Below are 21,036 nucleotides of genomic sequence, written 5' to 3'. Positions count from 1 at the left end.
CGTAAACCGCAGTGTTTTACTCAAAAATACTCTGTAAGCCCTACCGAAATGGTGACAAATTTCCGTAATAATTTCTTATCGGGCTTTTCTCGAATATCGCTCATAATGTCTAATCATTAGTCTATCTTGTTGATCTTTCGTTAGAAACATTAGCCTGGCTAATCTGGCGCTGTAGTTGCACTACTTCCCATCACAAACGGATTAAGGAGTGTGACAATGAGCGATACAATCAACACGTATAACCCTGCAACGGGTGAGAAGCTAGATCATTATCATTTAATGTCAGCGGATGATGCAGAGCAAGCGGTAACCCGCTCGCAAGAAGCCTACTTAAACTGGCGCAGAACTTCTTTTGACGCCCGTGCCCAATTATTCAATAACCTTGCTGATTTGATGGAAGAGCGTATTGACGACTTAACCAGCCTGATGACCCGAGAAATGGGTAAGGTAGCTGAGCAAGGTAGGCAAGAAGTGCAGCTATGTGCAAATATCTGTCGTTATACGGCAGAACATGGCGCTGAAATTCTTGAAGATGAACATCGTATTTTTGAAGGTGGTCGTGCCATCATCAGTTACCAGCCTATTGGCGTGATCTTAGGTATTCAGCCTTGGAATTTCCCCCTTTATCAGGTTATTCGCTACAGTGTTTCAAACATTATGGCGGGTAATACCACGGTACTTAAGCATGCTAAAAACGTATTTGGTATGGCCGTGGCTATCCAACAAATGTATGAAGATGCTGGTTTCCCTAAAAACGTTTATCAGTCGCTATTGATTGATGGCGGTACAGCGAGTGACTTAATTAAACATAAGCATGTTCGCGGCGTAACCTTCACAGGTAGTGACGAAGTGGGCAAGCAGGTTGCTAAAGAAGCAGCAAGTTTGTCGAAAAAGACAGTGATGGAGCTAGGCAGTAACGATGCGTTCATCGTGCTAGCAGATGCTGACATCGACCAAGCGGTTGAAACCTGTATTAAAGGCCGTGTTATCAACAATGGTGAAACCTGTGTAGCAGCCAAGCGCTTTGTTATCGTCGATAGTATTTATGATGAGTTCAGAGATAAGTTTGTTGCCCAGTGTAAGAAACTTAAAGTAGGCGACCCAGCGGATGAAAATACCGACTTAGGCCCTATGGCCCGTGAAGATTTACGCGATGAATTACACGAGCAAGTGAAAACGTCATTGGACGCAGGGGCAACTTTATCACTCGGCGGTGAAGTACCAGATAGTAGTGGTTATTTTTACCCTATCACTGTATTAGAAAATGTTTCACCAGGCATGCCGGCGTACGACGATGAATTATTTGGCCCAGTGGCTTCGCTAATTCGCGTTCGTGACGACAAGGAAGCCATGACAGTAGCAAATGATTCACGCTACGGTCTTGGTGGTGGTATCTTTAGTACTGATACCGACAACGCTATCGCCCTTGCCAAAAACGAGTTCGATACGGGTATGGTAAACATTAACGGCTATTCGTTAGCTCAGCCTAACTTGCCATTTGGCGGTGTTAAAGACAGTGGTTACGGTCGTGAGCACGGTGGCTATGGTATGCGTGAATTCGTTAATATCAAAACCATCATGATTGCAGAGCAGCAAAACAGCTAAGCGTACCAATGCGGTTAGCCCACAGTGTTGGGCTAATCTGCAACAAGGCGCTGAATAGGAGTACGTAGTATGTTAGTCACATCCATGAAATCTAGTTCAGCCCGTGTTGCGAAACCGCACTGTTCTAATGTAAGTACAAAACTAAGTATTGGGCTGGGGTTACTTACCTCAGCCTTTTTTGTTTGTGCAGCGCCTTCGGCCAAACCGACAGCCAATCCAATAGCCAATCCAATAGCAAGTGCTGGTGATTCCGTTCAGCAGTCGTTGCCGCAGCATGCATCAACGGATACAAGCGCCACTACCGTATGTGAAGGAGTTTCATTACAAGTGCTTGGCTCTGGCGGTCCAGAACTCGATGATGGGCGTGCTTCTGCATCCTACCTTCTTTGGAAAGACGAAAAAGCTAACGTGTTGGTAGATGCTGGGAGTGGAAGTAGTGTTCAATTTGGCGCGTCGGGTGCTGATTTTACCGATGTAGACACCATCTTATTATCTCATTTGCATACTGATCATGCCGCCGACCTACCCAGTTTTATCAAGGGAAGTTATTTCACACGTCGAGATACAGATTTAACCGTGTATGGCCCTGCCGGTAACGACCTTATGCCGAGTACTCACGCGTATCTCGATGCGCTGATAGGTAAAGAAGGGGCATTTAAATACCTGTCTTCTTATACCCAAGAAGGTGAAGATGATTATAAGGTGTCTGCACACACGGTTGCAGATACCACTTTTTCCACATCCATTAGTGATGATATCAGCATAGCGGCTATATCGGTGCATCATGGGCCAATCCCGGCGTTGGCGTGGAAAGTTACTATTGATAAATGTGTTGCTGTATTTTCAGGCGACACCAACAATGCTGATGGAACATTAGCCAACTTTGCTAAGCATGCTGATGTGCTCGTGTTGCATAATGCTATTGAAGATATTGAAAAGGGAGCGGGTAGCGCTGCCACCAATTTGCATATGACGCCTAAGCAAATTATTGAAATTTCTAAAGAGTCCGAAGCAAAGCGTATTGTGCTTTCTCATATAATGAAGCGTAGCGAAGCAGGGCTAGATGGGCTTACTGAGGCTATTGCGGTTATTGCCCCCGGACGGGTGTTTGCCGCGCAAGACCTAATGAATATTCCATTGGTTAGCGACCTTACTCGTGAAGAAGGCCGCTAACTTATATAGCATTGCGCCTATTGTAATTTAATGGCGATATAACCATTCGCATCGGGTTGTCCGAAGAATTTAGACGCCTGATGTACTTCTTGAGGAAGGCTATCATCGGGCTTAAATTTCCCGTCTACCTTTACTTTTTTCATGTCTGGGCTAACTACAGCATCAATAGAAAGGCCAAGTAGATTTGGCTCGCTGACCACAATACCAATGTCATCACCCACACAGCGAAGTTTGGCAGAATAAGTGCCAAAGTCGATTGGGCCTTGTGTACCTGCAACGGCGGCATTCAACCAATCACCTGTACCTTGTAGCGCCACACACTGAGGGCCAAAAGTAAGTTCGTCGAGCTTCACTTTAAATCGCCCACTGGCGTTAACTGGCAGAGGCAAATTCACTTGCGCCAACACGCGGTCTACGGGTAAATAAACTGAGAAATTTGTGGTTTCTACTTTGTTTGTATTAAACAAACTGGTTTTAAATGGCCCTTCAAAAGCAATGTCGTTTACATCGCGAATGTTACCCGCTTTTACATGCGCGCTTACCTTTCCAATCAGCAACGCAAGGGGGCTAAGCTCCCAATTAACGTTATTAATAGGGAGTCCGTTCACCACGATGGTTTGCGCCTTACCCGTCCATAATGTGCCACTGACACCGCTAATCGATACATCTTTTGGCAAGTCTACTCTGCCAATCACCTGAATAGCAGGCATGTAAGCAATTGCAAAAATTAGAAAGGCAACAATGCCACCCACTAGCCAACCAAACTTAGACTTCATGCTTTTCCTAACTGTAAACGGCGAACTTTGATGTAACCTGGATCATCAGCTTCAGCAATATCGGCCTGAATGATGACAATGCCCATGCCTTCAAGGGTTTTTAACCATTCCAGCACATCATTAAAAGGGGCTTGGTCTATCCAAACTTGTAACTCATCATCTTGCGGTTGCATACGCGAAATAGCGATGCTGTGACTTGACGTAGTGCGGTTAACGGCTTGAGGTAGTGAACCTCGAAAAGGCGTAGCGCGGTTGCTGCTTTTTCTGAGTTGTTGGGCGCGAACGGCACTGTCTTTTACCCATACCAGCAAGCTTTGTTGGTTATCTAGCAATTGCTTTTGCTGATGCAAAGCTGCATTAAGGGGCGACCAAATCAAAAAATAAAATAAACCAATAACCACTACCACAGCAGAGATCATCACCAGTATTTGCTCACGCTCGGTAAGCGCTTTAAATTTGCTGACTAGTGCGTTCACAACACACTCCTAATTGATACCGTGCCAATCACATTGTCATCACGGTTATTGATAGCCCCTTGCTCTACGGTAAATCCAGCACCTTCCGCCTGTCGGCGAAATTGCTCTAACGCCTCAAAGCTTTTACCTTGCGCTTGAATACGAATTTCGGTGCGGGTGGCATCAAACCGTAAAGTTTGTGGTTTTACTTGTGTGCTAGCAAAGGCTTCTGAAAGCTGATCTAGCATCACTAACATAGAGGCATCGCCGCCACTTTTTGATAATTTATCAAGCTCATATTGCAGCTTAAGCTTCACGTTACGATAAACGCCAATATTGGGGAACCCAGATTTTACCGCTTGATCTATTTCACTGGAGAGCGCCGCGTTATCAGATTTCAGCTGGTACAGGGTAACGGTTTTATCAACCAGACTGGTACATAACACCAGTACCGCTAATACAGCCGCGACACGCCATTGTGCCCACGCATTGTTACGAGTACGCTTTACTTTATACTCGCCCTGAAGCAAGTTGAAACTGCTCGACAACGCCTCTTTGGCTAGCACATGCATAGGTAGCTCAAGAGGGGCGTCATTTACCGTAATATTCGGCACACCACTTAAATCAATACCCGCATAGTTGGTAATGACAACCGGGGCTTCTTGTTGGCTGGTAAAATGGCCTAGGGTGGGTAACAACCACGCTTGCTCGCCCTGTATACCTTGAAAGGTATCTTGGCGTACCAACATTTGCTCGCCTAGAGTAAGGACAGACCAACCGTTTTCAGTTACCGGTACGGCGAGTACATCCGGAATTAAATGGTTACAGAACAAGCCTGCATCAGCTAACCATTGCTGCCACATTTGAAGTTTTGCATGACTTACCACGGCAACGGCTTGGCTATCGCCTACTTTAGGACCTATAGCAAAAAACTGTTCGCTAATATCAGTGGCTAATTCATCTTCAAGCATGAAGGGCAAAGCAGAAAGTACCTTTCTACCCGCTCTTGGCGGTAAAGCTACCCATTTAAGTAATATTTCGCTGCTAGGTGCCAATGCGATTACCGCACGCTGCCCAGCACGCTCCGCTAAGGTAGAAAGGGCGTCAGCATTGGGAAGTTCACCAGAAGCGATAATTTCTTCTTCGGCTGTAGACCATACTAGCCAGCTAATTGGGTCGGCCTCGGTGGCACCTAACCTAATCAGGAGTTGTTCCATTATTTTACGCCTCCAAACTCGCGCTTTATTATTTTTACGCCCGCGTCACTACTTGCGTTAAATACGGTAGAAAGTTGAAACGTTGCTTTATTGTAACGGGTCTTAGTGTGCAAAATAAAATACTCAGTGGTTACCGTAAACCATTCTTTTCGGCTATCAGATAAACTTAATGCTTCAATACTCGGCTCGGCCAGAAATTCGCTTACGTCTTCCCAGCCATCTTGTGGGCGGTTACCCAGCAAGCTAGTGGCTTGTTGTAAATCTAACCCCGTTAAGCCGGCTAATAGCGCTGCATGTTCTTCATCAATGGTATTCACATTAATGGCTAGGGTGTCGTTGTCGGGAATTACGCAAACCAGAGGAAGAATTTCATTCAACCAAACCGCAGAGACACCGTTAATAATACGCAATTCGCTTGTCGATGCCAGTAGTCCGTTTGCTGCTAAGTAAGGAAACTCCCTCGACTCATACTCGCTATCTTCTGCGCCATAAGGGCGCATGTTGTCATCTTCATCTACCCAGTCGGCCAAGCTGTCTCGCACGGTATCAGCGGTAAAGCTGTTGAGATCGTCAATTTCAAGCGCCAAAAGCATAGTGTGAAAGGCATCCATCGCTTCGGTAGCGCCATCACCACTATTCACGTTTGCGCTAGCGCTGCCTTGTAGAATAGCGTTTAAGTTAAAGCATGCTTGAAGGTCGGTAAGGTTCGCTTGTAAACCGCCATTGTCTAACGGGTACATAAATTCCTGTGCCCAAGGCTGGTCTAGCGAAATTTTATCACCGGTCTCTTCCATCAAGGTTTGAAGTGACTTTCTTGCAAAGGCCTCGGCTCCCAAGGCATACCAGTACGCTTGATTACTGTCTTTAATATTCATGGTGCGCTGAACTTGCAACTGCAAGCGGGTACCCATTTCAGTGGCCAATACAGACACCAGCGCTACAATCATCAGCACAATCATAAGCGCCACGCCTTGTTGGCGAGAAGGCTGCGAACGGGGTGTTTTTGTAGGCGCTTTGATAGCCGTTTTAATAAGAATGCCCATTACGCCGAACCTCCTGTTAAGGCAAACTCACGACGTACTAAACCAAAATCTTTACTCACAAACTCAATCGCCACCGCAGTGGGTAACGCTTCACCTTGGTAACTTTCACTCCAACTTAGATCGTCGCTGTCATCAGTACTACTTTCAGCGCTAATGAATTCAACGGTAAAGCTTTCTATATTTTCAAGCAGGGTACGAGTCTTAGGTTCATAGCCAATAACATTATCGACGTAGTTGCTATAAAGGCGTTCTAGTCGGTCTTCATCAAGGCGATATGCCACATATTGTAGGGTGCTTCGGGGCAACATGAGTTGAGGGTTGTGCCAACCGCCGCGCACAAAGCCAATACCATCGCCGTCACTATCATCTACCTCGCCGCCAGCCATTACTACGGTTTGGGTTTCCCCTTCAGCGCGAACTGGCCGTGGCACCGCTTGTTGAATATCACGCTCTATGATGACCATGGCACGTTGTAGTTGTTGTAACTTCTCAAAGCGCTCGCTAGATAAGTCGTTGCTATCAATTACCGTGGTTAGCAGGCCTGTAGATGCCAAACCAATGAGCGTAAAAATAGCCATGGCAATCAGAATTTCAATGAGAGTAAATCCGCGCTGCTTCATTAAATGCCTGCGCTGGTGGGCTTGGCCACAAAGGTAGTTACTGACGTGACACTGCCAGAATAATCTGAATCTAAGCCTACGCTGATACTTACCGAGCGAAGTTCATCGTCGTTGGTTTTAGTTACTTTTTGCTGCCAATACCAAGTACGGTCAGCCATTTCCATGCTGCCTTTTAAATTGTTCTTAGGTGGCCAAGTATCATCAAGCTGTAACTGGTTAAGCCGGTTACTGGCAACATAGCTGGCAAAGGTTACCGCTTCAATTTGCCCTACGTTATTTAAGTGATCCCCTGCGGCCTTTAGAATAGCCGTACCGGTTAAGGCAAAAATAAGCAGTGCCACCATGACTTCAAGCAGTGTCATGCCTTTTTGATTGTTGGGCGAATGCGAAAACGGGCTTTTCACTGATCTGGGCTCTCAAAGGGGCCAGCCAATTCTAGTGGCGGAAACTCTTCATTGTTTAGCGCAAAATAAACGGGTTCGTCGTTAAAGTCGCCTTCATAGGCAAAACTAAGGCTGAAGGGGGTAATATCGCCGCTAGACATGATTAATATTTGCGGCGGTGGCAGTTTCTTTTCTTCTTCGCTGCCTATTTCAACACCATCTTCAGACACGCTTAAGGTTTCGTCGAATATGCCTCGGTCAAAAAGTTGGTCTTCTTTGGTCCAAGGCAAGTCGTCTAAATTTAGCGTAAATGAGAAGTCTTCAGGTAATGTGTGAGGTTCATAATATTTCTCTCCCTCAATACGTTGCCACTCATCATTTTCATCTAAAAAAACAAAGTAGTATTCGTTGTCTTTTTGCTCTATACGAATGCCAAGTTGCTGCTGGTTTAGCACAGCATAATCGCTTGCCATATCGACCAGTACTTGTAGTCGTTGGGCTTGGCTTTTTAGCAAGTCTGCTTTACTGGCGCCAAAGGCATTGAACATCACGTAGCCAGCCGCTAAGCCCATAAGCAACAGTACCAGCATCACTTCTAATAGCGTGAAGCCAGTGTGCTTGTTGTGAGGATGAAAGCGGCCAAGCATAAAATAACTTAGTTTAAGTATTCGTTAATGTTCCAGTTACCAATATCGTCATCGGTACCTGGTTCACCGTCTGGGCCATTTGAAAAAATGTCTACTACGCCTAATTCTCCTGGGCTAATTAACGCATAAGGATTGCCCCAAGGATCTTCTGGCAAACGCTTAATGAAACCGCCTTCTGGGTAGTTTCTTGGAATGGGATCAAGGGTTGGTGCGGTTACTAACGCTTCTAGCCCTTGCTCAGTCGTTGGGAACTTATTGTTTCGAAGCTTATACATTTCAAGCGCGCTTTCCATTTGCTGGATATCAACGGCGGCTTTTTTAAGTTGTGCCACTTCTTGGTTACCCAAAATTTGCGGCGCTACCATCGATGCCATAATGCCGATGATAAGTAGCACCACCATTACTTCAATCAAACTAAATCCAGAACTACGTTTTAAGGTTTTCATCAGATATTCACCATATTGTTTAAGGCCAAAATAGGCTGCAAAATTGCCATTACGATAAACAGCACTATGCCAGCCATCGACACGATAAGTAGAGGTTCAAATACTTTTAGTGAGACACCAACAAGGGCTTCAAATTCCCTATCTTGGTTATCGGCGGCGCGACCAAGCATTTGCTGTAATTCGCCAGACTTTTCACCCGATGCAATCATGTGCATCATCATTGGCGGGAAAATTTTTGTATTGTCGAGCGCAGCGCGCAAGCTGCTCCCTTCTTTTACATTAATGGCAGCATCGGCTACCTGATTCTTTATATGCTGGTTTTCAAGTACATCGCCAGAAATGCGCATAGATTCAAGTAAAGGCACGGCGCTGGCACTTAATATACTTAAGGTACGTGCAAAGCGAGCGGTATTAAGCCCGCGGGACACTTTGCCAATAAGCGGAAGTTTCAAAATAACTTTGTGAAACCTTAGCTTCATCTTTTTCTGCTGAAGCACACGCTGAACAATTACCGCCAGAATAGCCACTACTACCAGCAAGATAAGGCCGTAATTTTGTAGCCAAGTACTTACCGAAATAAGTACTTGGGTAATACCTGGAAGGTCTTGCCCCATATGGTCGAATTGACCCACAATTTTAGGTACAACCACTGTCAGCAATAACATCACAATGCCGAAAGCGAAAAACAGCATAAGCGATGGGTAAATAAGTGCTTGGGTAATTTGGCTGCGAGTTTGCTGGCGTCGTTCGGTATAGTCGGCAAGGCGATTAAGTACCGTATCTAAGTGACCGGATTTTTCACCTGCCGCCACCATGGCGCGGTATAAGTCATCAAATACACTAGGAAATTCAGACAAGGCATCGGCTAAACCATGACCTTCAACCACTTTGCTTCGAACAGCCATCATCATATTCTTTTGACGGGGCTTTTCACACTGCTCGGCAACCGCCAGTAAGGCTTCTTCTACCGGTAAGGCAGATTCTACCAAGGTGGCCATTTGACGGGTTAACAGGGCCAGATCTGAGGCTGAAATTCTCGGTTTAAAAAACGAGAAACCACCACTTTTACCGTCACTTTTTCCGCGCTCGGTAACTTGTTCTACTTCTAAAGGAATGAGCCCTTTTTCACGCAATTGCTGGCGCACTTGGCGAGCATTATCGCCTTCCAGTACACCATTTGCGTTACGGCCACGGTTATTTACCGCTTTATAAGCGAAGGCGGCCATACTAATCCTCCTTGGTTACACGCAGGACTTCTTCTAAAGAGGTAACACCTGCAAGTACCTTACGACACCCGTCATCCCGAATACTGGGGGTAGAGTGCCTGATATATTTTTCAATGGCCTGTTCACCCACGCCTTCATGCATCATTTCGCGCACTTTCTCATTCACCAGCAATAACTCGTGAATACCCGTACGACCTCGGTAACCGGTTTGGTTACAGGCAGCGCAGCCGTGAGGTTGGTAAATGGTAAAGTTGCTATCGGCATCAATATTAAGGGCTTCACACTCTTGCGGATCCGGTGTGTGAGGGGTTTTACACTCTTTACACAGTGTGCGCACTAAGCGCTGCGATAATACCGCCAGTAAACTTGAAGAAAGCAAAAAGGGCTCAATACCCATATCTTCTAAACGGGTGATAGCGCCAGCGGCGGTATTGGTGTGAAGGGTCGATAATACTAAGTGGCCGGTTAAACTGGCTTGAACCGCAATTTGTGCCGTTTCAACGTCTCGAATTTCACCCACCATCACCACATCGGGATCTTGTCGCAAAATTGCTCGTAGGCCGCGGGCGAAGGTCATATCTACACGAGGATTTACCTGTGTTTGACCAATGCCGGGTAAGTCAAATTCAATAGGATCTTCTACGGTTAAAATATTGCGGTCGCGAGAGTTAATTTCGCTAAGGCCTGCATACAAGGTGGTACTTTTACCAGAACCTGTTGGGCCAGTAACCAAAATAATACCGTGAGGCTTTCTAATTAATGAAGAAAAATGGTCGCGGTTTTGCTGGGTCATGCCTAAGTCTTTTAGGTTTAACCGTGCGTTGTTTTTATCTAATAAACGCAGCACCACACGCTCACCATGGCTAGACGGCATAGTAGACACACGTACATCTACTGCGCGGCCTGCAATGCGTAGGGTAATACGGCCATCTTGCGGTACCCGTTTTTCAGCAATATCAAGTTTCGCCATTACCTTAATACGAGAAACCAGCATGGAAGAGAGCTTACGATTGGGGCGTAAAATCTCTCGTAATACACCATCTACACGAAACCGAACTACTAACTGGTTTTCAAAGGTTTCAATGTGAATATCCGACGCGCCTTCTTTAATCGCTTCACCTAACATGGCATTAATCAGCTTGATGATAGGGGCGTCGTCTTCGTTATCTAATAAATCTTCGGTATCAGGTAAATCTTCCGCAAGGGCAAACAAATCGCTCTCGTTACCTAAGTCTTCCATTAACTGCTTTGCTGCAGAACTATCACGCTGGAATGCACTGGTTAGAAAGCTTTCGAACTCATCAGCAGCGATAGTTTTAGGTACAAAAGGCTCGCCATAAAAGCGGCGGACTTCGGCAAATACTTCAAAAGGGGTGTTTTCCGTAAAATACAGCACAGCAGGAGTGACATTGGTTTCAAGCAATACCTGATTACGCTTAGCAAAGCTGAACGAAAGCTGGCGAGGGCCAGCCACGGCTTCTGGTAAGCCTTCTTCATCAACCATTGCTTCGAGCGCTTCTTCCTGTGCCTCTACCGCAAGGGTTAGTTGCTCGTCTTGACCTGCCATATTACTCGTTACCTTCATCAAGGTTGTCTTTCTCAGTCAGGTATTCTTCAAATGAAGGCGGCAAGGAAAGTTCATCATCCCAATTAGGCATACTAGGGCTTTCAGCGTTTGGCATTAGTGAAATACCATCTTGCTGGCGTTTAAGCTGTAAGGCACGAATGTAGTTGTACTTACGATGGCTAATAGAGTTCATGGTTGCGCCATCACGAACGATAGTTGGCTTTAAAAACACCATTAGGTTACGTTTACGTTTGCTGGTAGACGTCGACTTAAACAAGTTACCAATAATAGGAATATCGCCTAATAAAGGCACTTTAGATACGCTTTCTTGAACGTCTTCGTCTATCAAGCCGCCTAATACAATCGTGCCGCCATCATCTACAATAACCGTAGTTTTAATTTCACGTTTATTAATAGAGATATCTACCGAGGTGGCACCACTGACGCTAGATACTTCTTGTTCAATTAATAACTGAACTGCATCGCCTTCATTTATTTGAGGCGTGACTTTAAGCTTAATGCCTACTTCTTGGCGATCGACCGTTTGGAACGGGTTCGAGTTATTCGAGCCTGTAGAAGTACCAGTAATAATCGGTACTTCTTGCCCTACAATGAAATAAGCTTCTTCGTTGTCCATGGTCGTAAGGTGCGGCGTGGCCAATACGTTAGAGTTAGTGTCTGTGCTAACCGCTTGCACAACTGCGCCCCAGCCATTATCAATAATACCGGCGATTAAGCCATTGGCACTGCCAAGTAAGCTGGCTAATGACGTATAGTCACCCTCATCTGTATTGGTTACCGTATAAGGAGAACCATCATCTGATACATAAGTTTCCGTTTCGGTAGTATCTTCCGCTTCTTTAAGCGCTACCGCCAACGATCCTACTGGGATGACACCATTGCTAAACTGAGTACCACCGCCATTTTCAGACACCCACTGTACACCTAAGGTAGTGCCGTCACCTTCGAATACTTCTACAATAATGGCTTCAACCTGTACCTGTGCGCGGCGAATATCAAGCTGACGGACCACTTCTTCTAGTGAGCGCATCATGTCAGGTTCCGCAGTGATTACTAACGCATTAGAATCTTCATGGGCATCAATGCTGACGTCACGGTTAGATGAACCACGGCTGTTGGTGCTGCCACTTTTCTCTTCTGCTTGAATACTGGCAGAAACCCCTTGTAGTACTTTTACTAGATCGTCGGCTTTGGCATAGTTAAGAAACATTACGCGAGTATTACCGCTGGTTTCTAACTCCTGATCCATACGCTCAATAAGATTAATTAAACGTTGGCGGGCTTTAATGTCGCCGCTTACAATCACAGAGTTAGTACGGTCGTCGGCTACCACTCGAGGGTCTGACTTAGCACCGGTATTAGCTTTACCTTGTGATTTGTTAATGCTGTCGATAATACGCACCATTTCAGAGGCTGAGGCGAAACGTAGCTTCACAATCTCAACTTCTTCATCACCTGCACGGTCAACACGCTCAATAATTTCAACTAAGCGGTTCACCACAGCCGCGCGGCCAGTAATCATCATTACGTTTGAAGGGTCGTGGCTTACTACATTACCACCGCCAGCTTGGTCGTTAAGTTGACGTAGAATAGGCGCTAATTCTCTTACCGGTACGTTATAAACAGGCACGACGCGGGTGATCATTTCATCACCGTCTTTCGCTGAACCTTCTACTACAGGAATGTTTGATGTTTTAGCATCTTTAGAGCGTACTACTTTTAAAATACCGCTCGGCATTTCAACCACAGCAAAGTCGTAAACCTGAAGCACGTTTAAAAAGAATTGATAATACTGATCTTCAGTCAGCATATCGTAGCTTCGAACACTGATTTTACCGCGAACATTGGGGTCGACAATAATGGTCCGCTCTAAGTTTTTGCCCACAATATTAATGAACTCACTAATATCAGTGTCTTTAAAATTAGGCATATATTCAGCGGCGGTTACCGAGAAACAAAGAAGGGCCGTGCACAGGGCTGTGCTCAGGCGAGATAACAATTTTTGGCTAGTGCGCCTTTTCATTCTGTCTTCCTTTAATTCTTATTCTGCTGATGGCTCAGGTAAATCGAGATAGAGCGTAGTAAAACTGCCATCACGAATGATTGTAAGTTCAATATTCTGAGCATTGCGAAGTTCAGATAGTGCTTCTTGGGATTGCTGCATGTCTGTCAGATCCAATCCGTTAATTTGTGCAATAACATCGCCGGCTTGAAGCCCTGCTGACTTAAATAATGCGGGTTCTTTACCTGGGCTAACTTGATAGCCGATTAGCTGTCCTTCTTCCGTTTTTGGCGAAATAGAAATGAAGTCGGTAAAGCTTGCTGGGCGCTCTCGCAATGAAGCAGTTGCTTCAATGGCTTCTTCACTTAACTGTCTTGCATCGGCTTCGTCTCGCTCATCCGGCACTGGCTGTGGACGACGTTTAGCTTGTTGTTGGCGACGTTTATTCGCTTCGTCGTAATCAATGCCATCTAACATCAAGGTTTCGTTTCTAACCCCATTTTTAATGATAACCCTGTCGCGAAATACTTGCTTCAGGGTGGCGTTAGTGCCTTCAATCTTTTCACCCAGACCATACACCGCTTGACTATTGCGATTTTCGATAACCGCAGTGCTAGAACCTTCATCCGAACTTGCCACCACACCGGTAAGGGTAAGGTTAAGACGCGTTTCAGGCGCATCAGTAACAGGGGCTTCTTCTACCTTTGCAGGCGCAGCTGCTGCATTACCAAATAAATTTAATTGTTGTATTTTGCGTATGTTGACCCCACTTTGCCCTGAAGCCGTAGAAGGTATAGGCGCAAAACTCACTGCGGGAGTCGCAGATAATTGAGGTTCAGGTATAATTCGCCATATTAGCTTGGCGGCAAAGGCTATTAAATATAGGCTCAGCAGCACCACAATTAACGTGTGAAGTTGTTTTTGGTTCTGGTTTACAAAAACAACCAGAGACTGTGGATTGAGTTTATCGAATGTCATGTCGCCACTTGATGGTACTGCTTATTATAAAAAGTGAAAATTTGGTTAACCGCGCTTTGTCCGACCCATCATAGCCTAGTCGAGGTGGGGCTCACAACACTAATGCCGCACCGTTACGAAATTATTACAAAGGTCTTATGGAAACGAACAATACATCACAAAATGTGAGGCTAGACAAGTGGCTATGGGCAGCAAGGTTTTTCAAAACCCGCGCCATTGCCAGAGACATGGTTCAGTCAGGAAAAGTTCACTACAACGGACAGCGCACCAAGCCCGGCAAGAATGTAGAGCTTGGCGCAGTGATAAAAGTTCCCTCAGGTTGGGATAATCGCGATGTTATTGTTCGAGGGCTCAGTGATAAACGACTTAGTGCAGCGCTTGCTCAAGACTTATATGAAGAAACTGAGACAAGTGTAACAAAACGTGAAGAAAACCAAGTTGCACGAAAATTGAACGCTTTTCATAGTCCTAAGCCGGAACATCGGCCAGATAAAAAACAGCGCAGACAAATTATTAAATTTAAGCAGCAGTAAAAAGTATGCTGCCTAACAGGACAAGTTTATGAGTGATTTTGACAAATTACATCGATTTTTATTTACCCAAGCAAACGTTCGCGGCGAATTAGTTCGTTTAGATGAAAGCCTAAAGCAGATAGTGCACAGCTACGAATACCCCGTGCAAATTCAGCGTCTGTTAGGGCAGTTGGCCGCGGCAACATCTTTACTTACGGCTACGCTTAAATTTAAAGGCGAAATTGCCCTACAAATTCAAAGTAAAGGGCCCGTAAGTTACGCGGTAATAAATGCCACCCATGAACAAACGTTTCGTGGCGTTGCGCGCTGGGATGAAAGCCTTGCAACGCTGCCAGAAGCATTTGATGAGTTACTTACCGAAGCGGTATTGGTGATGACAATTACTCCTGATGAAGGCGAGCGTTATCAAGGTATTGTGGCATTAGATAAGCCAACGTTAGCTGAGTGTTTAGAAGAGTACTTCGCTCAGTCTGAACAGTTAGCCACTCGCGTGCACTTAATGACCGACTTACAAGATGAAAACAATGCCAGAGCGGCGGGTATGCTGCTTCAAGTATTACCAACAGATGCTAGCGCCACTGACATCACCCAAGCAACAGGGTTTGATCATATTGCTACATTAACCGAAACGTTAACGGAAAAAGAAATGTTCTCGTTGTCGGTGGAAGACATTCTTTATCGTTTGTATCACCAAGAAGAAGTGGAAGTATACCCTGCGAAAGCGGTTAGTTTTGCGTGTACGTGTTCTAAAGAACGTAGCGCAGAAGCACTGCGTAATATCGATAAAGCTGAGCTTTTATCCATAGTAAAAGAAGATGGCGACATTAAAATGAATTGTCAGTACTGCCATGCAGAATATCGTTTCGATAGTATCGATATTGAGGCGATTCACAGTGGTAATGCACCCTCACCTGATACTAATCAATAAGGGGGCACTCCTTACCCTTAAGTCGCCCCTAAAATAAGAAACCTCTTAATTCACTTCCCTTTACAGCACTTGTTGTAAGGGGAAGTTGATAAAAAACCACGTATCCCGTTTTGTATCCCTCCTCAAAATAAAAATGTAATTTTATTACGTTTTTTTCGAAAGTTGATCCAGATTAATAATCAGTATTCTTTATAGAAATAACGCTATACCTTTATTTACTTTAGACTCAGTTAAATGATACTTTTTGAAAGTGCTATTGAAAGATTACATTAAGGGTTTCGGTTATGAGTGTAGCAGCGTCTTTAAAAACGGATTTAAAAATCTCTCCATTGGTTGATTTGCCTAGCGCCGAATTAATCGAACGCGCAATTAAGCGGGGCGAGGGTGTGTTAGACACTAACGGGGCTTTGGTCGTTGAAACCGGTGAAAGAACGGGTCGCTCACCAAATGATAGGTTTATCGTCAAAGAGCCTTCCACTGAGAATGAAATCGATTGGGGTAAGGTTAATAAGCCATTTGATGCTACTAAATTCGATGCCTTATGGAACAAAGTGGAGGCCTACCTAACTACTCAAGAGCATTTTCTATCTCACCTTCAAGTGGGCTCAGATCCTGCGCATGCACTACCTTTAGAAGTAAGAACGCAAACTGCGTGGCAGCACGTTTTTGCGCGTAATCTTTTTATCGTGCCAGACAAATGGAACGTCAATAACGAAAGCCCGTGGCAAGTATTAAATGTTCCTGGGTTTGTGTGTGACCCAGAGCGTGACGGCACCAACAGTGATGGCGTGGTAGTCATTAATTTTGCTAAAAAACGTGTGCTTATTGCCGGCATGAGATACGCCGGTGAAATGAAAAAAGCCATGTTCTCGGTTCAGAACTTCTTACTTCCTGCGAAAGACATATTACCCATGCATTGCTCCGCCAACGTAGGCGAGCAAGGCGATGTTACTTTGTTCTTTGGTTTATCGGGTACAGGTAAAACCACGTTATCTGCCGATCCTAAACGCTTTTTAATTGGCGATGATGAACACGGTTGGGGCGAAGGCAGCGTGTTTAATATTGAGGGCGGTTGCTACGCAAAATGTATCGACCTTTCGCAAAAGAACGAACCGGTTATTTGGGACGCCATCAAGTTTGGCACTATTTTAGAAAACGTTGTGTTAGACGATACTCGCACCCCAGATTACAAAGATACGTCGCTAACCCAAAATTCACGGGCGGCTTATCCGTTAAGCCACATTGAAAAGCGGGTTGAAGCAAACCGTGGCGGCGAGCCTCGCTCTGTCGTATTTTTAACCTGTGATGTAAGTGGTGTGTTACCGCCTGTATCAGTACTAAGTGAAGAAGCGGCAGCCTATCATTTCTTAAGTGGCTACACCGCGAAAGTGGGCTCGACAGAAATTGGTTCAACCTCAGATATTGAATCAACATTTTCTACCTGTTTTGGCGCACCCTTCTTCCCACGCCCAGCAGGCGTGTATGCCGAATTACTGATTAAGCGTGTAAAAGCGTTTAATGCCAAAGTGTACTTGGTGAATACCGGTTGGACTGGCGGGCCTTATGGTACAGGTCAGCGTTTCGACATTCCTACTACTCGCGCTATTATCGATGCCATTGTATCGGGTGATTTAGCCGATGTTGAAACCCAACATATTGAAGGCTTAAACCTTGATGTGCCTGTTGCAGTATCAGGCGTTAACGATAATTTATTAGTGCCTAAGCAAACCTGGAATGATGCAGAAAAATACGAAGAATATGCGCAGAATCTAGTCAATAGCTTTAAGCAAAATTTTGAGAAATACGATGTTAGCGACGCCATTGTAAAGGCAGGTCCTGGCAACTAATTCTTGATGCGTTTTTTTAGGGCGCAGTTAGATGTTAGGGGAGGCAACCCTTCCCTTCCCAACCTTCATCACACTCAACGTGATTGATGTTTTGCCCGCGCTTAGCCGCGGGCTTTTTTCGTCTCCTATCTTGCACGAATTATACTAAAGGCGTACTGTAGCGTCCTTGGTAGTCGATAACGTTTTCACGTTAAAAATGTGCTCCAAACAAAAAAATCAAAAAACGTTGTAGTAAGCTTCTTAACTACAAATCATGCCCTGCTACACCAAAATATTGCACTATTTCGTTTAGAACCCTGTTTGTAAAGGAGCATGGATGAGCCGTCGTCCTATTACTGTTGTTGTATTTTCCGGTTTTTTCTTACTAGGTATGTTGTTCATATTGTGGGGTATTTTACTTCCAGATATTGCTGCCGACCTACGTATGTCAGAGTTGGTAAGTGGTTTGTTCTTCTCGCTTTTCTCATTGGGTATGATGGTGGGCGCCGTAGTAGGCGGAAAGTACGTGAGTCGTTTTGACTACATGCCATTGTTAGCATCGCTGCTAGGTATAAACGCTGTTTTACTGCTGATCATATCGTCACTGCAAGGGTGGCAATGGGTATTGGTGGTGGCCGTAGTGATAGGCATAGTCAGCTCCTCAATTTTTACTATTGGGCATACCCTAATTGCACGCCTGTATGAAGAAAAGCGCTTTACTATGATGGGGCTGATGGACTTTATGTTCAGCCTAGGCACTTTTGCCGCTTCGTTTTTTGTAACCTTGCTTTATCTTCAGGAAGAAAATTGGCGTAGGCCTATTCAGGTGCTCGCATTATTTATGCTAGCCCTGTCGGCGTATACCTTTATGGCAGCGCACTCTCAAGCTAAATTACTTCGCGGGCAACCAAAAGCGCAGCGTAAAACCCTTAATTTTGGTGCGGTAATTAGACAACCTATCTTTATTTTTATGGCGCTGCTTAGTTTTGGCTACGGCGCGGTAGAGTTTGGCAACGCTAATTGGTTTGTAAGCTATGCCCAAAACGGTATCGGCTTTACCGGTGAACAATCTCGAAACCTACTGGCGTGTTTTACGGCGGGGATGGTAATAAGCCGTTTGGTTTTTCCTTTTTTATTGCGATTTATGTCGGTACATCGTCTTATCGTTATTTTGGCGACAGCGTCGTTGTGCGGTGTATTTTCCATCAAGCTTATGACTGACCTGTACAGTATGGGGGCAGGTAATTTACTGTTAGGGCTTGGCTTAGGTGGGTTATTTCCACTTATGTTATCGGCAGCCATGAATATTGATAGTGACAACGGCCCGGTATTATCGGGTATTTGTATTATCGGAAACTCTACTGGCGTACAAGTAGCCTCATTTTCAACAGGGTTGTGGGCCAACTATGTACCCCTTACTACCGCGTTTTGGGTAATACCTATGGGCGGTTGTATATTGTGGGCTGCGGCATGGGCGTATAGTCGAATGGTAAAACAGCACGGTTACGCATGAAGGGGTAAATAGAACTCTGCAATCAAGCCTTTCTGCGGGTGATTGCGCAGCTCCACACCGCCACCATGGGCTTCCACAATACGCCTTATAATTGATAAACCTAAACCAGAGCCCGATGTACTTCGGGCTTTGTCGCCTTGCGCAAAGGGCATAAATACATGCTCTAATTCTGCTGCGGGAATGCCAGGGCCAAAGTCGCGAATTTTACAGTAAACCCGCTTTTCGTTCCGGTTATAAAAAGTGGAGATAACAATATTGTCAGAGCCGTAACGGAAGGCGTTCTCGATAATATTATCAATAACTCGCTTCATGGCCACGCGACGTAAATCAAGTAAGGGAATATCGTTAAGCTTCAGCGCGATGTGATGCTTCTCTTCAATATGCCGCGCTTGAGCCAGTTCAATAATAAGGCTGTTTAGGTCGGTGTTTTCTTTTATCTCTTCAGTATCGTAGCGCGCATAGTCGATGAATTGATCGATAATGGCATTCATATCTTCAATATCGTTAACAATGCCATCTTTTATCCAGTTTTGGGACTCAGGCAGCATCTCAGATGCAAGGCGAATGCGTGTCAGCGGGGTGCGTAAATCATGGGATATACCTGCCGTCATCAAGGTTCTGTCATGCTCTAGCTGCTTTATGCCTTGATTCATTCGGTTGAAGGCGCGGGTAACTTGAATCATTTCCGTGCTGCCTTGTTCTTTAAGCGGCGCGGGGTGTTCGCCTTTACCTACCGCTAATGCAGCTTTTTGCAAAGAAGACAGTGGCATGGTCATGCGCCGTACAAATAGCCAGCCACCTGCTACGCTGAGAATCCCAATCACCATCAAATACATGGTTAGTGGTGAAATATTCGCTTCGTTTAAGCCGGTTATGGGAATAGCAATCCAGGTGTCGGGGTAGCGAGATAACGAAATCCATACCGTATAGGGTGCGCTGGCGTCGGTTTTCTGCGAAACGGTGCTAATGCGAACATCGGCAAGTTGCTCAATTTGTTTGCTTACCTGGGATGACATAAATCCATAATAGACCGCGCTTTCTAAACCTTTGGTTCTTGCTTTGCTGGCATCGAGTATTTGAATGTCGGTTTTGTCGTAATAGCGGGCTCTGCTGTCGTCATTACTGACTAATAAGTCTTCCGCTAATACCGATTTTACTTGCGTGGCAAGTAAGCTGTTGATTTGCTGGTAACTAGGTTGAATAAAATAATAAGTAACAGACAGGTAAGAAACGACTTGGTTAATAAGCAAAAGTACGCCAATCAGCATGACTGTTTGGCCAAATGCACTTTGAGGAACCAGACGCACTACTTCACCAGCCTATCTAAACAACCCATTTTTCCCATGGTTATTTATGCCTGCTCACCATCGGGCACGAATACATAGCCTAAACCCCAAACGGTCTGAATATACCTTGGGTTAGCGGGGTCTTTCTCTAGCATTCTACGCAGTCGAGATACCTGAACATCAATACTACGCTCAAGCGCACTGTAGTCTCGCCCGCGAGCAAGGTTCATCAGCTTATCGCGTGATAATGGCTCTCTAGGGTGGGTAACTAAAGACTTCAATACCGCAAACTCGCCGCTTGTGAGGGTAAGAGGGGTAGTACCCGCAGTCATTTCTCGGGTAGCCAAATTCAGTTTGTATTCGCCAAATTCGATAACTTGAACGTCTTTAGAAGGCGCGCCTGGGGCTTCACTATTGCGACGACGTAATACCGCCTTCGCACGTGCAAGTAACTCTCGGGGGTTGAATGGCTTAGGCAAGTAGTCATCGGCACCCATCTCAAGGCCAATAATTCTGTCTACTTCATCGCCTTTTGCGGTAAGCATGATAATAGGAAGTTCGCTACCGGCTTGACGTAAGCGACGACAAATAGACAAGCCATCTTCGCCAGGAAGCATTAGGTCTAACACCATAAGGTGGAAGTTCTCGCGTTCAAGCAACCTGTCCATTTGCTCTGCATTTCCAGCGCTTCGCACTTGGTAGCCTTGCTCCACTAAATAGCGTTCAAGTAGGCTACGAAGGCGCATGTCATCATCGACAACGAGAATTTTAGACGTTTCCTGACCCATGAC

General features: G+C 45.3%; 20 protein-coding genes. 6 read left to right on the top strand and 14 right to left on the bottom strand.

The features are described from left to right. Positions 1-216 precede the first annotated feature (216 nt). Together J5X92_RS03385 and J5X92_RS03380 are read left to right on the top strand one after the other, a co-directional pair. Entirely contained in the window at positions 217-1,605 is a 1,389-nt protein-coding gene (locus J5X92_RS03385) for an NAD-dependent succinate-semialdehyde dehydrogenase (RefSeq protein WP_126872113.1), read from the top strand. A gap of 69 nt (positions 1,606-1,674) precedes the next feature. Continuing rightward, positions 1,675-2,778, top strand: a complete 1,104-nt coding sequence (locus tag J5X92_RS03380; RefSeq protein WP_208804636.1) for an MBL fold metallo-hydrolase — start codon at positions 1,675-1,677, stop codon at positions 2,776-2,778. Positions 2,779-2,795: 17 nt separating this feature from the next. Here the strand turns inward: J5X92_RS03380 and J5X92_RS03375 are convergent, their stop codons facing one another. From J5X92_RS03375 to gspC, 12 genes are read right to left on the bottom strand one after another with little or no spacing between them, the layout of a single operon-like run. Continuing rightward, positions 2,796-3,554 (bottom strand): type II secretion system protein N, encoded by a 759-nt coding sequence (locus tag J5X92_RS03375; RefSeq protein WP_126872111.1) that lies wholly within the window; start codon positions 3,552-3,554, stop codon positions 2,796-2,798. Then, entirely contained in the window at positions 3,551-4,030 is a 480-nt protein-coding gene (locus J5X92_RS03370) for a type II secretion system protein M (RefSeq protein ID WP_013786675.1), read from the bottom strand. The genes J5X92_RS03375 and J5X92_RS03370 overlap by 4 nt, the downstream gene beginning before the upstream one ends. Continuing rightward, a complete protein-coding gene (gspL, locus tag J5X92_RS03365; RefSeq protein ID WP_013786674.1) occupies positions 4,027-5,226 on the bottom strand; it encodes a type II secretion system protein GspL in 1,200 nt (399 codons plus the stop codon). The genes J5X92_RS03370 and gspL overlap by 4 nt, the downstream gene beginning before the upstream one ends. Then, positions 5,226-6,269 carry a type II secretion system minor pseudopilin GspK gene (gene gspK / locus J5X92_RS03360; protein ID WP_126872109.1) on the bottom strand — a complete coding sequence of 348 codons (1,044 nt, stop codon included), beginning with the start codon at positions 6,267-6,269 and terminating at the stop codon, positions 5,226-5,228. Before gspK ends, gspL begins: the two co-directional genes overlap by 1 nt. After that, entirely contained in the window at positions 6,269-6,889 is a 621-nt protein-coding gene (gene gspJ, locus J5X92_RS03355; protein ID WP_013786672.1) for a type II secretion system minor pseudopilin GspJ, read from the bottom strand. Before gspJ ends, gspK begins: the two co-directional genes overlap by 1 nt. Continuing rightward, a complete protein-coding gene (gspI, locus tag J5X92_RS03350) occupies positions 6,889-7,293 on the bottom strand; it encodes a type II secretion system minor pseudopilin GspI (protein WP_260563431.1) in 405 nt (134 codons plus the stop codon). The genes gspJ and gspI overlap by 1 nt, the downstream gene beginning before the upstream one ends. Next, entirely contained in the window at positions 7,290-7,919 is a 630-nt protein-coding gene (gspH, locus tag J5X92_RS03345) for a type II secretion system minor pseudopilin GspH (protein WP_013786670.1), read from the bottom strand. Before gspH ends, gspI begins: the two co-directional genes overlap by 4 nt. 8 nt (positions 7,920-7,927) lie before the next feature. Next, positions 7,928-8,365 (bottom strand): type II secretion system major pseudopilin GspG, encoded by a 438-nt coding sequence (gspG, locus tag J5X92_RS03340; protein WP_013786669.1) that lies wholly within the window; start codon positions 8,363-8,365, stop codon positions 7,928-7,930. Next, complete coding sequence (gspF, locus tag J5X92_RS03335; RefSeq protein WP_126872108.1) at positions 8,365-9,591, bottom strand: type II secretion system inner membrane protein GspF; 1,227 nt, start codon at positions 9,589-9,591, stop codon at positions 8,365-8,367. Before gspF ends, gspG begins: the two co-directional genes overlap by 1 nt. A gap of 1 nt (position 9,592) precedes the next feature. Further along, the gene (gspE, locus tag J5X92_RS03330; RefSeq protein WP_013786667.1) at positions 9,593-11,158 is read right to left on the bottom strand and encodes a type II secretion system ATPase GspE; all 1,566 of its coding nucleotides are present in this window, start codon (positions 11,156-11,158) and stop codon (positions 9,593-9,595) included. A 1-nt stretch (position 11,159) separates the two neighbouring features. Beyond that, positions 11,160-13,202, bottom strand: coding sequence for a type II secretion system secretin GspD (gene gspD, locus J5X92_RS03325; protein ID WP_208804634.1), 2,043 nt, complete (start codon positions 13,200-13,202; stop codon positions 11,160-11,162). A gap of 18 nt (positions 13,203-13,220) precedes the next feature. Next, complete coding sequence (gene gspC / locus J5X92_RS03320) at positions 13,221-14,159, bottom strand: type II secretion system protein GspC (RefSeq protein WP_208804632.1); 939 nt, start codon at positions 14,157-14,159, stop codon at positions 13,221-13,223. Positions 14,160-14,296: 137 nt separating this feature from the next. Here gspC and hslR point away from each other — a divergent pair, with 137 nt between their 5' ends. From hslR to J5X92_RS03300, 4 genes are all read left to right on the top strand, one after another. Further along, positions 14,297-14,692 carry a ribosome-associated heat shock protein Hsp15 gene (gene hslR / locus J5X92_RS03315; RefSeq protein ID WP_013786664.1) on the top strand — a complete coding sequence of 132 codons (396 nt, stop codon included), beginning with the start codon at positions 14,297-14,299 and terminating at the stop codon, positions 14,690-14,692. 28 nt (positions 14,693-14,720) lie between these two features. Then, entirely contained in the window at positions 14,721-15,620 is a 900-nt protein-coding gene (hslO, locus tag J5X92_RS03310) for an Hsp33 family molecular chaperone HslO (protein WP_208804630.1), read from the top strand. A gap of 284 nt (positions 15,621-15,904) precedes the next feature. Then, positions 15,905-17,467 (top strand): phosphoenolpyruvate carboxykinase, encoded by a 1,563-nt coding sequence (locus J5X92_RS03305; RefSeq protein WP_013786662.1) that lies wholly within the window; start codon positions 15,905-15,907, stop codon positions 17,465-17,467. 316 nt (positions 17,468-17,783) lie between these two features. After that, the gene (locus J5X92_RS03300; protein ID WP_208804628.1) at positions 17,784-18,959 is read left to right on the top strand and encodes an MFS transporter; all 1,176 of its coding nucleotides are present in this window, start codon (positions 17,784-17,786) and stop codon (positions 18,957-18,959) included. Here J5X92_RS03300 and envZ read toward each other — a convergent pair. After that, positions 18,950-20,266 (bottom strand): two-component system sensor histidine kinase EnvZ, encoded by a 1,317-nt coding sequence (envZ, locus tag J5X92_RS03295; RefSeq protein WP_057795279.1) that lies wholly within the window; start codon positions 20,264-20,266, stop codon positions 18,950-18,952. The genes J5X92_RS03300 and envZ overlap by 10 nt on opposite strands. A gap of 44 nt (positions 20,267-20,310) precedes the next feature. Then, positions 20,311-21,033 carry a two-component system response regulator OmpR gene (gene ompR / locus J5X92_RS03290; protein ID WP_208804626.1) on the bottom strand — a complete coding sequence of 241 codons (723 nt, stop codon included), beginning with the start codon at positions 21,031-21,033 and terminating at the stop codon, positions 20,311-20,313. Positions 21,034-21,036: the final 3 nt, after the last annotated feature.

It is taken from the genome of Alteromonas sp. K632G (assembly GCF_017653625.1).
Lineage (GTDB): Bacteria > Pseudomonadota > Gammaproteobacteria > Enterobacterales > Alteromonadaceae > Alteromonas > Alteromonas naphthalenivorans.
This window is presented reverse-complemented; position numbering and strand designations above follow the sequence as displayed.

What these genes read in the sequence shown, in the direction of transcription:
- J5X92_RS03385 (WP_126872113.1), top strand. Translation starts at nt 217, where the DNA reads ATGAGCGATACAATCAACACGTATAACCCTGCAACGGGTGAGAAGCTA.
- gspC (WP_208804632.1), bottom strand. Translation starts at nt 14,159, where the DNA reads ATGACATTCGATAAACTCAATCCACAGTCTCTGGTTGTTTTTGTAAAC.
- gspK (WP_126872109.1), bottom strand. Translation starts at nt 6,269, where the DNA reads ATGGGCATTCTTATTAAAACGGCTATCAAAGCGCCTACAAAAACACCC.
- gspF (WP_126872108.1), bottom strand. Translation starts at nt 9,591, where the DNA reads ATGGCCGCCTTCGCTTATAAAGCGGTAAATAACCGTGGCCGTAACGCA.
- ompR (WP_208804626.1), bottom strand. Translation starts at nt 21,033, where the DNA reads ATGGGTCAGGAAACGTCTAAAATTCTCGTTGTCGATGATGACATGCGC.
- gspH (WP_013786670.1), bottom strand. Translation starts at nt 7,919, where the DNA reads ATGCTTGGCCGCTTTCATCCTCACAACAAGCACACTGGCTTCACGCTA.
- gspG (WP_013786669.1), bottom strand. Translation starts at nt 8,365, where the DNA reads ATGAAAACCTTAAAACGTAGTTCTGGATTTAGTTTGATTGAAGTAATG.
- gspJ (WP_013786672.1), bottom strand. Translation starts at nt 6,889, where the DNA reads ATGAAGCAGCGCGGATTTACTCTCATTGAAATTCTGATTGCCATGGCT.
- J5X92_RS03300 (WP_208804628.1), top strand. Translation starts at nt 17,784, where the DNA reads ATGAGCCGTCGTCCTATTACTGTTGTTGTATTTTCCGGTTTTTTCTTA.
- gspD (WP_208804634.1), bottom strand. Translation starts at nt 13,202, where the DNA reads ATGAAAAGGCGCACTAGCCAAAAATTGTTATCTCGCCTGAGCACAGCC.
- J5X92_RS03375 (WP_126872111.1), bottom strand. Translation starts at nt 3,554, where the DNA reads ATGAAGTCTAAGTTTGGTTGGCTAGTGGGTGGCATTGTTGCCTTTCTA.
- hslR (WP_013786664.1), top strand. Translation starts at nt 14,297, where the DNA reads ATGGAAACGAACAATACATCACAAAATGTGAGGCTAGACAAGTGGCTA.
- gspE (WP_013786667.1), bottom strand. Translation starts at nt 11,158, where the DNA reads ATGGCAGGTCAAGACGAGCAACTAACCCTTGCGGTAGAGGCACAGGAA.
- J5X92_RS03305 (WP_013786662.1), top strand. Translation starts at nt 15,905, where the DNA reads ATGAGTGTAGCAGCGTCTTTAAAAACGGATTTAAAAATCTCTCCATTG.
- gspL (WP_013786674.1), bottom strand. Translation starts at nt 5,226, where the DNA reads ATGGAACAACTCCTGATTAGGTTAGGTGCCACCGAGGCCGACCCAATT.
- J5X92_RS03380 (WP_208804636.1), top strand. Translation starts at nt 1,675, where the DNA reads ATGTTAGTCACATCCATGAAATCTAGTTCAGCCCGTGTTGCGAAACCG.
- hslO (WP_208804630.1), top strand. Translation starts at nt 14,721, where the DNA reads ATGAGTGATTTTGACAAATTACATCGATTTTTATTTACCCAAGCAAAC.